This window comes from Gelidibacter maritimus, from assembly GCF_014062315.1.
Taxonomy (GTDB): domain Bacteria; phylum Bacteroidota; class Bacteroidia; order Flavobacteriales; family Flavobacteriaceae; genus Gelidibacter; species Gelidibacter maritimus.
Window position 1 is genome coordinate 1 of record NZ_JACGLT010000031.1, and the last position, 9942, is coordinate 9942.

The window sequence follows — 9942 nt, forward strand, 5'->3', positions numbered from 1 at the left end:
CTCACACTGCCTGTATATGAACCTGTTTCCCCTTCGGCATTTGTAACTGTCAAGGAGTAGCTATAGATCCCTGGCTCGTCGTAGGTTATTTCAGGTGGATTTTGCCCTGCAAATGAAGCTGGGGTCCCACCTTCAAAAGTCCACTCCCAATTTGTAATGGCAGATGAACTTGAGGATCGGTCCGTGAACACCAACGGTTCCGTAAAAGAAAACTCTTCAGAGCTAGAGGTTGCCAATGCCGTAATTCCAGAAACCCCGCTAACGATATCAATCCCATAGTCAATTGCGTTTCCGCTATCAAAACTCCCACATGGTCCAGTGAACCCATCTTCATAGTGACCTATAACCCTTAAAGCCACTCTTTTGCCAACCGATGCACCGTACGGCACTAGTATGTCCGCAGTGAAAGTGTAGTTGCCATTTTCATCATAATCTTCACCGGAAACCAATCTGTCTATCAACAATTCACTTTCAGAGAATTCACTGTCATAGTTCCAGTCAGCCCATACCTTAACCCTGTTATAGTCATTTATTCCCCCATCACCCAATTCCGAGGTAATTGTCATAGGATATGTCATTCCCGCTGCAAGGTCTGTAGTCACAGAATCGAAATAATCATAATAGTTACTTTTTCCCGGATTGTGGCTGATGTCCTCCAATATGACATTGTTAACACTGAAATATGAACCATAATCAGGACTTGTCTCACAATACCTTAACTCGGATTTTATGTAATCTGGTTTGGTCAGGGTCCCCACCTTCCCATTGGTTGTTGTGACCTCCAATGTGACATCGAACTCGCCTCCTTCAGTATAAAATATATTTTTAGGGTTTTGGTCCGTAGATGTTGGGGTGCTAGCTCCCTCAAAGGTCCATAACCAGGAGCTAATGCTATCTCCGGCATCGGGGATCGACAGATCAGCAAATGAAACTGGTTCGGAAAAGTTCACAGCCTTGGGGTTTCCAGAAAACTCAACAGTAAGCTCTGTACTTTCATCAAGAATATTCAAGCCATAGTCTTCGACCTCTCCACTATCTATATAGCTGCAGGCAGTGTCCCCATCTGTACCCATTACAAAATGGGCCATGACCCTAATGGCTATCTTCCCCAAATCCACATCGGCAGGTATCTGAATGTCAGTCGTATAAGTATAATCCCCATCTCCGTCCGTCTCTCGGTTATTGTAGGCCTGTGAAGCCACCAACTCTGAATCTTCAAAAACAAAATTGGAATTCCAGTCGATCCAGACCTGGATTCTTAGGTTATCCGGATCACCGCCATCTCCCCTATTGGTAGTAACCGACAGCGGATAAGTTGCGCCCGGAATGACTGGATAGGATAACTCTTCCGTATAATCTGAGAAATAATTATTTATTGTCTCATTACTTCTCCCATCAAAGGTAACATTGGATATATAGGTGTAACCTGAATAGCCAATTGTAGGCTGGCAGGCTTCAGTATAAACATCGCTGAAGTTCACAACAAGGTTGCTCAAGGTATCGGCATACAATAAAGAAACCCCTCCTTCGATCATAGGATCTAAAAAGACAATCTCCAGATCCGATACTGTGTTGATTGCCTGATGGTTTTCCGAAATACCTTCCAACGCAACGATTGCCCTTGTACTATTTGAAGCAGATATTTTCATTGTCATTCCCACGGGCACATTGTTCGCAATATAATGCAGGCCCTCCTCATACTCACCCGCAGCAAGTGCAAAATTGGCCTCTGTAGCCATGAGCTCTATTACGGATTCCACGACACCGTCATTGAGATAGCGCTCTTCAAAAAAAGAGTTGCTAGCAATTATCCTAGGCCCAAGCTCGACATCAAGACCCGTGGCAGCAAGATTTGATGCCGTCCACAAGGTATTCCGTGCCGGTGAGTTGTCCAGGGCGTTCACCATCCTGTCGACTTGGCCCCTGGTAAACATTTTATAACAATCCGTATAATCCATGAAGTTCTCATTGTTTATCTGTTGGTTCAGACAGTTGTAGATCACCTGGCAGTTAGTCCCGGAAGAATTGTTGATATGGGAAGGCGTATCCGCAACCTCGTCACCATCCAATGGATTATTATTGCAGATTCCTCCTCTAAAGGTATGGTGCAGATCTAAAAAGTGTCCAAATTCATGGGTCAAAATAGATCTGAAGTTATCATCTGTATTGGTGCCAAGATAGCTCCCGTTATAAACAACGCGCGCAGTATTGTTGTTGGTCATATAGGTGTCAGGCAACCATGCCACGCCGGAATTGTAATAGTCGCCATCATTATAAAGGTCCCTGGTGATATATACGTTCATGTATTTACTGTTGTCCCAGGCAACCTGGGCCACTACCGGAGAATCATAGTTACCCATACCCCCAGCTTCAGGATAGTACATGATCCCACTTGTCGGATTTCCCTGCGGGTCCAGCTGTGCCAGTCTGAACGTCACGTCCAATGGTGTTTTTATGACATCAAACGGTGGCGCAATGGTTGAGTACTTAGCATTAAGTCCGTGGAAGTCTTCATTCGTTTTCATCAAGGCGTCTTTTATAAGTGCATCGTTGACAACGGTCCCAGAATTGAAGGTCGTTCCGAAAACGTGGAATACCACAGGGATCACATAAGATGCCCCCGGATCTCTACGCTGGATTTCCTCTGAACTGTTGACCAATCGCGACAGGATCCTTTGTTCTGCCCTGGAACTCGGGTTTGCCTGGTAAAGAAGTTCCATCTGCTCTTCAGAACGACAAATTTTGCCGTCAGTATTCTGAGACAACATGGGCTGGCCGAAAAACAAAGCCAATAGAAAGCACACAAGAAGGGTGCTGTAATGTTTAAAGTTGTGCATGTTAAAATTAATTAAAGGTTATTAAAATTTTTATAAGCAGATATGATAATTTGGACCCCAATTACAGATCATCCATAGAATATATGGATGATCCATTTTGAGTGTAGATTACACTACCTTTTCAAATCAGTCAACGGCTCCATTTGACTGAATCTCAGACAATGGTATTGGTAAATAAGCATGAGATGCGGAATTGAAATTGGTACGTCCTGCTTCTTGCATCGCTTGGTCTAGCATACCCCAGCGACGTAAATCAAAAAATCGAGCAGATTCCAAAGTCAACTCCATGGTTCGTTCATGGATAATTTGTTTTCTAACATCAGCTTGAGAGGTGACCGTTATTGGAGGCATATACCCATGCACTGCCCTAACGTTGTTTATGATGTCAATAGCCTGAGGTGTAGCTCCAGTTTCATTCAAGGCTTCAGCGTACATGAGTAAGACATCAGCATAGCGCATTAATACCACATTTACCCCAACATAGCCATTGTCCCATACATAATTAGGTAGCCATTTTCTAAAATAGGCAGCGTTGTCATTGGTATCCCCATACGTTTCAATCATTAGATCATCCCACGTGCCACCCTGCATTTCATTGGTGTTGGTGTCATTATAAAATGGGTCCTTAAAATAGAGCGACCCGTACAGTCTATTATCATATAAACCATTATTAGCAATCATACCTTCACTTTTCATTTCGTTGACAACGTTCATGGTTGCCGCAATACCGCCCCATCCACCTATGGACCAATCTCCTACAAAAGCATGTAATCTTGTTGAATTATCTGAAGTGGCATCTCCTGTTTTAAACTGCAGTTCAAAGATGGATTCTTTGTTGTTTTCGTTTTCGCCATTAAATAAACTTAAAAAGTCAGATTCTAAAGCGTAAGAGCCTACGGTGCCTTCAACAATGGGTTTAAAAGCTTGTGCTGCATTTTCAATATCGGAGGCCTCAGAAGATGAAGCGTCTCCAGCCTTGTACAAATATGCTTTCCCTAAAAAGGCTAGGGCAGCTCCTTTTGTGGCTCTGCCAGGCTCGGTATTATCAACTGATTTCAGCATTTCAGCAGACTGCTTAAAGTCATTAATTATCACTCCCCAGGCCTCTGGACGAGAGGATAACGGCTTATCCAAGGTTTCGTTGGAAATCAACTCATCTCTTACAATAATTTGTTCATAAAGCGTTAATAATTTAAAATGGTAATAACCTCTTAAAAATGTAGCTTCTCCTATTATTTGTTTTTTCTCCGCATCTGATATCTTGTCAGAGGACATTTCTCCAACTTTAGTAATCACTTGATTTGAAAAATTTAATCCTTTATAGTTTGTGGTCCATATCACATCTAAAAAAGTATGCCCATTGGTATAATTGAAATTGAAGATAGACATCCAGTGCGCATAATTACTTGCATCTGGTCCCGGTAAAGCGTAATCCGATCTAAAATATTCAACTACTGGCCGACCTTCTTGCCATCCATCCCAAAAATTACTTCTTGATTCCAATTCTGAATATGCCGCAACCAAACCAGACTGAGCATCTTCAGCATTTCTCCAAAAACTGGCTGAGGTCAATTGGTCAACTGATGTTTGTTCTAAAAAGTCATCGTCATTACATGATGTTATAGTTGATAATATAAAAGCAACTAAAACTATTTTATATACGTTTTTCATTATGTTATATTTAATAATTCTTAAAATGCTAGTTGTACTCCAAAAATGATAGATTTATATTTTGGATATAAATTATTGTCAATACCCCTAGACAATACATTTCCTCCAACTTCTGGGTCTAAACCACTATATTTAGTAAATGTAAATAAGTCTTGTCCAGTCAGGTACACTCTAAACCCATCTAAGTCCATGGTTTCGAGAACGCTGACAGGTAATGAATATCCTAATTGAATAGTTTTTACTCTTAAATAATCACCCTTTTCTAAAAATCGGGTAGAGGCTCTACTGTTTCTATTAGGGTCGCCCAATACTGCTCTTGGAATATTGGTATTGGTATTGGAAGTTGTCCATGCGTTCGAAGCTTCAGCTCTAAAATTCCTTCCCGTGTCTAAACTTAATAATCTGAAATCATTGCCATTGTATATTTTGTTGCCTCCAACACCTTGGAAGAATACAGTGAAATCAAAACCTTTATAATCGGCAGAAAGACTCAAGCTATATTCATATTTCGGAATCGCTGTACCTTGGTAGGTTTCATCTTTAGAATCTATTTTACCATCACCATTTTGATCAACAAATCTAATGTCCCCAGGAGCGGCATTTGGTTGTGCTCCGTGGGCATCTACTTCAGCTTGTGTTTGAAAAATACCATCGGCCACAGGTAAAAAGTAGGCTCCAGGCTCATAGCCGATTTGCGTTTGGTTCACAAAATGGTCTGATCCAAACAATAACCCTATCCCATATAATTTTTGATCTGCGTTACTTAATTTTGTTACCTCACTATTAATGGTAGTAAAGGTTCCGAACGCAGAGTAGCCAAATTCACCATCTTTATTGACATAGCCCAACTCAAATTCCAAGCCATTGTTTTCAAATTCACCAACGTTAACAATAGGATTCCTGACACCACTCGATGGTGAAACCTCCTTTGTAATAAGTAAATCATGTGTTGTCGTTTTATAGTAGTTAATTGCTCCTTTTAACTTATTTCTCATTGAGGCAAAATCGATTCCGAAGTTTGACGATGTATTGGTTTCCCATTGAAGATCGTCGTTTTGCAAATCACGTGCGATACTTCCCAAATAAGAGGTTTGTGGATTACCAAATACGTACCCTCCATTACCACCATCTTTACCTTGAGTGATAAGAGTGATATAATCGTAATACCCTAAAGCACTATCATTGCCGGCTTGTCCCCAGCTATAGCGTAATTTCAAAAAATTGAAGATGTTTTGGTTCTGCATAAAATCTTCATCAGTTATCTTCCAGCCTGCAGCTAAAGAAGGGAACACACCGTATTGATTGTTCTTTCCGAATTTTGAGCTCCCGTCCCTACGCACACTCGCTTGAAATAAATAACGATCATTATAGGCATAATTGACCCTTCCAAATTGTGAAACCAATGCGTACCCAGCATTTGTTCCCTGTGCGGAATATGTCCCATCACTAAAAGCATTTAGTGTATTAAAACTAGGGTCTAATATGGTGGCTGGTATCTTATTGCCATCCTCATCAAATTTATAACCTTCAGCTTGAGCATAGGTCTCTTTAAACGGTTCAGAAATTCTTTGATATCCCGCAAGTAGATTAATAGAATGTTTGTCGATGTCAAACATGTAATTAAGGGTATACTCTTGATTTAACCTTCTAAATTCACTGTTATACTCAGAAACAAATGCATATTTATTTTGTGGATTATCATCAATATCTCTTACTTGAAATGGAGGATGAAAAGCATATGTATAACTATCTCTGTTGGACAAGGAGAAATTTGCGTTGGCGTGCAGCCCTTCGATTATCTCATAATTGAAACCAACATTTCCTAAGAAATACTTCATCTTGGTGTACCCATCAATGATAGTATTTTCACCCACTGGATTTCTATGGTCCGGTAAATCACCACTTCTATAGCCGTATCCTGATGGTTTAGAAGAATCTAATACCGGAATCAAAGGCGAAATAAAATAGGTCTCCCTCAGCGAAAACTTATGATCCTCACGATTCGTTTCACTGTAATTTAAACTCGTGTTGATTTTTAATCTTCCTTTAGTAGATGAGATGTTGGCATTGATGCCTTTCTTGGAAAATCCAGATCCGATTAAAATACCTTTTTCGTCAGCATAGCTGCCTGCTACGCTATAATTGATATTTTCAGATGCACCACTTACACGAACATTCAATAGATTTAATTGGCCAGTTCTGTGAGTTTCATCTACCCAATTAGTATTTACATTAGGTGGGTTTTGAACATACTGTGGGATACTGACACCTGCATTCTCATACATCTGCCTATGTACGGAAACGTAACCGTCGGCATCTAACAACTTCATGTCTTCTCTGGCTGTATTGGAGCTTAATGAACTTTCAATCTCGACTTTTGTTTTACCTACTTTACCTTTCTTTGTGGTAATGATAATGACACCATTAGCTGCTCGCGTTCCATAAATAGCACCAGAAGCGGCGTCTTTTAAAACTTCAATGGACTCAATATCATTTGCATTTAAAAAATAAGGATCAGCTTGGACACCATCAACAATATAAAGAGGTTGATTATTTCCAAAACTTCCAATCCCTCTAATGGTGATATCGGACGTAGACCCAGGACTTCCAGAAGAAGCCGTGACCGTCACACCTGAAACCCTGCCTTGAAGTGCATCTACAGGGTTTGTGGAGACCACTCTAGTCAGGTCCTCGCTTTTAACAGAACTAATGGCTCCAGTGACATCACTTTTCTTTTGGGTACCGTATCCAACTATAACTATTTCATCCAAATCCTGCGCACTTTCCTGAAGCATTACGTTGATGGTCGTTTGTGTACCTACCGTAATTTCTTTAGTTAAAAATCCTAAGAAACTAAATACTAAGACAGTTTGGTTATTTGGGACTTCAATTAAATAGTTCCCGTCGAAATCCGACTGTGTTCCCACGGTCTGATTTGTTTTGATGACAACCGTAGCTCCTGGAATCGGTATTCCAGCGTTGTCAGTTACAACTCCCCTTATTTGGATCTGTTGAGCATGGGAGTTGGTCATAAATCCAAATGACACTATTCCAAAAAGCAATAAAAACAGACCTTTACAGGTGTGAATTTGATTTCTAAATTGTTTTTTTTTCATTATAATAATTTGATTTTAGGTTAGCTTCAAACTTAGTTTTATATTAAGATTATGTTAAGTTTGTGATCCCAAATATTAAATTATTATAAGATAAAGTACAATAAAACACCTTTACTCGACCTTTACTATACAGAAAACCTAACCTTTTAACTGTCTTATTAGCAAGAAACACAATTCACAACTCACTGACAGCGAAGACACAAACGATATATGATAAATTTCAATGAATTAAAAAACAAACAAACCCCTATATACGACAGGCATCCGTCTCTTCTTCTATTGCAACAAAAAAACTTATTAATTTGACGATATTTTCCGAACTGAACTTGAACGACACATCTAATTGAACATCTTTTGTTAAGTGCAAAAATCCATTTTTAGTTTTTAATTAAAATCGCCTTTAAAATTTTCAATGTTAAAAATAAAGTGTCAAATACCTTCATTGCTTTCTTGTGATGTTATCTTCCGTATAAATCAGACAAAATCAGATCCTCTACGGGATAAAAATGGGCATAATAAAGTATCTGCTCAATATGGATTCGTTTGTAATTTTTATTGATTTTCATTTTTTTTGAGAATTGATTTATCTTTAAGATCACTTCGCTTTCTAATAAGCAAGTCTGCTGACCAGGATTATATTATTTTCCTGACAACTAATGCTGGTTGTCACGCAGATTTTTCACTTCAAATAAATCCAGGTTAAAATTAATTACGTGCTATCACCTACTCTAAATGTTTCCATGAAATATGCCTGCACTGCGTTTTTATCTATAGTAATGTACCAAACCATGAAGCAGTTCTTTACCAAGAAACTGTATCCACAGTTGAGAATATTAAATCGGATAGGAGGAACGGGATTAATTCCCGCTCCGACCTTCCACAGCACCCAGCGTACGGATCCGTACTGGGCGCTTCCTTAAGTTTTGATACTAACCTTTCGATATTGGTCTGACAGCATTACATAGCCTGCTTTTCTCAGATTTTCCGTGGTGATTGTGGTCTTAAGGATAAAACTATTAGCTGTATGCCAATAGCTTTTTCTTGTATTTGCCCATTCCCAAGCCTTGGATTTATTAACCCCTAGCTTGATAAGATTCTTCACTCTGGTTCGTATCCGTTTCCATTGTTTCCATATCACCATCCTGATTCGTCTTCGGTACCACTCGTCTATCCTAAGAAGTCGATTCTTCATGTCTGCCAATTTGAAGTAGTTCACCCAACCAGTGATGTACTGGCGAAGGACTTCTTTTCTTCGGGAATTACCCCAGCCATTACTACGGGATGTCAGCTCTTTTATTTTAGCTTTCATTTTGGCTACACTCTTTCGGTGTATCCGTAGGCGCCCTTCTCCTTTGCTTTTGTAAAAGGAGTATCCAAGGAATTTGACCTTCCTTATGTGGGCACTTTGGCTTTTCTCCCTATTCACTTTTAAGAACAGTTTGTCCTCTATAAAGTGGATCATTGAGCTCATTGTCCGTTCTGCACTGCGTTTACTTCTGCATAGTATTAGAAGGTCATCAGCATAGCGTACAAATTTATGCTCCCTACTCTCTAACTCTTTCTCCATTTCGTTCAACATATGGTAACATTCATTTACTGCTCACTCCTTAAAGTTCACCCCTTCCCAATATGAGTCATTGTCTTGGTACTATAGGCTCGGCTGACTTCTCATGGTAAGCTTTACCCCGTGTTTCATAAATTGTCTCCACACGTCCATGAGATCTCCCTAGGTAAGAGCGATAACTTTCATCCCATCTGCCTGCTACATTTACCATGCTGTCTCCGAGCAGTATCGGACTTTGGTTTGGTGTGCAACCTTATCCAGACAACTTTGGCCTTATATGTAGTTTCTGTCCGTCAGGCCAGGACTTTGCCGCCAGTTTCCTTCAGATTCCACCTCGCGATGGACACCCTTACCTTAAGCTAACACTTCCCACTGCAAGGGCGTGTTCGGGACTTGCACCCTATAGTTATCGATCATGCTAGGCGCACACACAAAAAAGCCTCCAACAAAAATGTCGAAGGCTTCAAACAACTACTAATCAAATAATAAAATGTCCTGCTCCAAAAATATTATAAAACACAACTTTAATGTTTTACAATAATTTTCTTAGTAAACACTTTTCTATTTTGTTTTCCCTTGATAAAATACAATCCTTCAGTAAAATTGTCTAATGGTATTTTAATCAAGGATACATTGTCGCTATAAGTATTTTGAAAGATCTTCTGCCCTATCGAATTGAAAATCTCAAGAAACATTGTCTCTTGGCCATTTGTTTGAATGTACAAATTAGATTGAACAGGGTTCGGATAAACTT

General features: G+C 39.7%; 5 protein-coding genes. All 5 read right to left on the bottom strand.

What is annotated here, in order from left to right:
- The coding region (locus H3Z82_RS19075) for a M43 family zinc metalloprotease (protein WP_182207069.1) at positions 1-2837 on the bottom strand (2837 nt) is incomplete at its 3' end.
- A gap of 126 nt (positions 2838-2963) precedes the next feature.
- A complete protein-coding gene (locus H3Z82_RS19080; protein ID WP_182207076.1) occupies positions 2964-4508 on the bottom strand; it encodes a RagB/SusD family nutrient uptake outer membrane protein in 1545 nt (514 codons plus the stop codon).
- Positions 4509-4528: 20 nt separating this feature from the next.
- Positions 4529-7624 carry a SusC/RagA family TonB-linked outer membrane protein gene (locus H3Z82_RS19085; RefSeq protein WP_182207077.1) on the bottom strand — a complete coding sequence of 1032 codons (3096 nt, stop codon included), beginning with the start codon at positions 7622-7624 and terminating at the stop codon, positions 4529-4531.
- Between the two features lie 916 nt (positions 7625-8540).
- Positions 8541-9191, bottom strand: a complete 651-nt coding sequence (locus tag H3Z82_RS19090) for a group II intron maturase-specific domain-containing protein (protein WP_220459218.1) — start codon at positions 9189-9191, stop codon at positions 8541-8543.
- 521 nt (positions 9192-9712) lie between these two features.
- Positions 9713-9942, bottom strand: a 230-nt coding sequence (locus H3Z82_RS19095) for a T9SS type A sorting domain-containing protein (RefSeq protein ID WP_182207079.1), incomplete at its 5' end; no start/stop codon positions are given.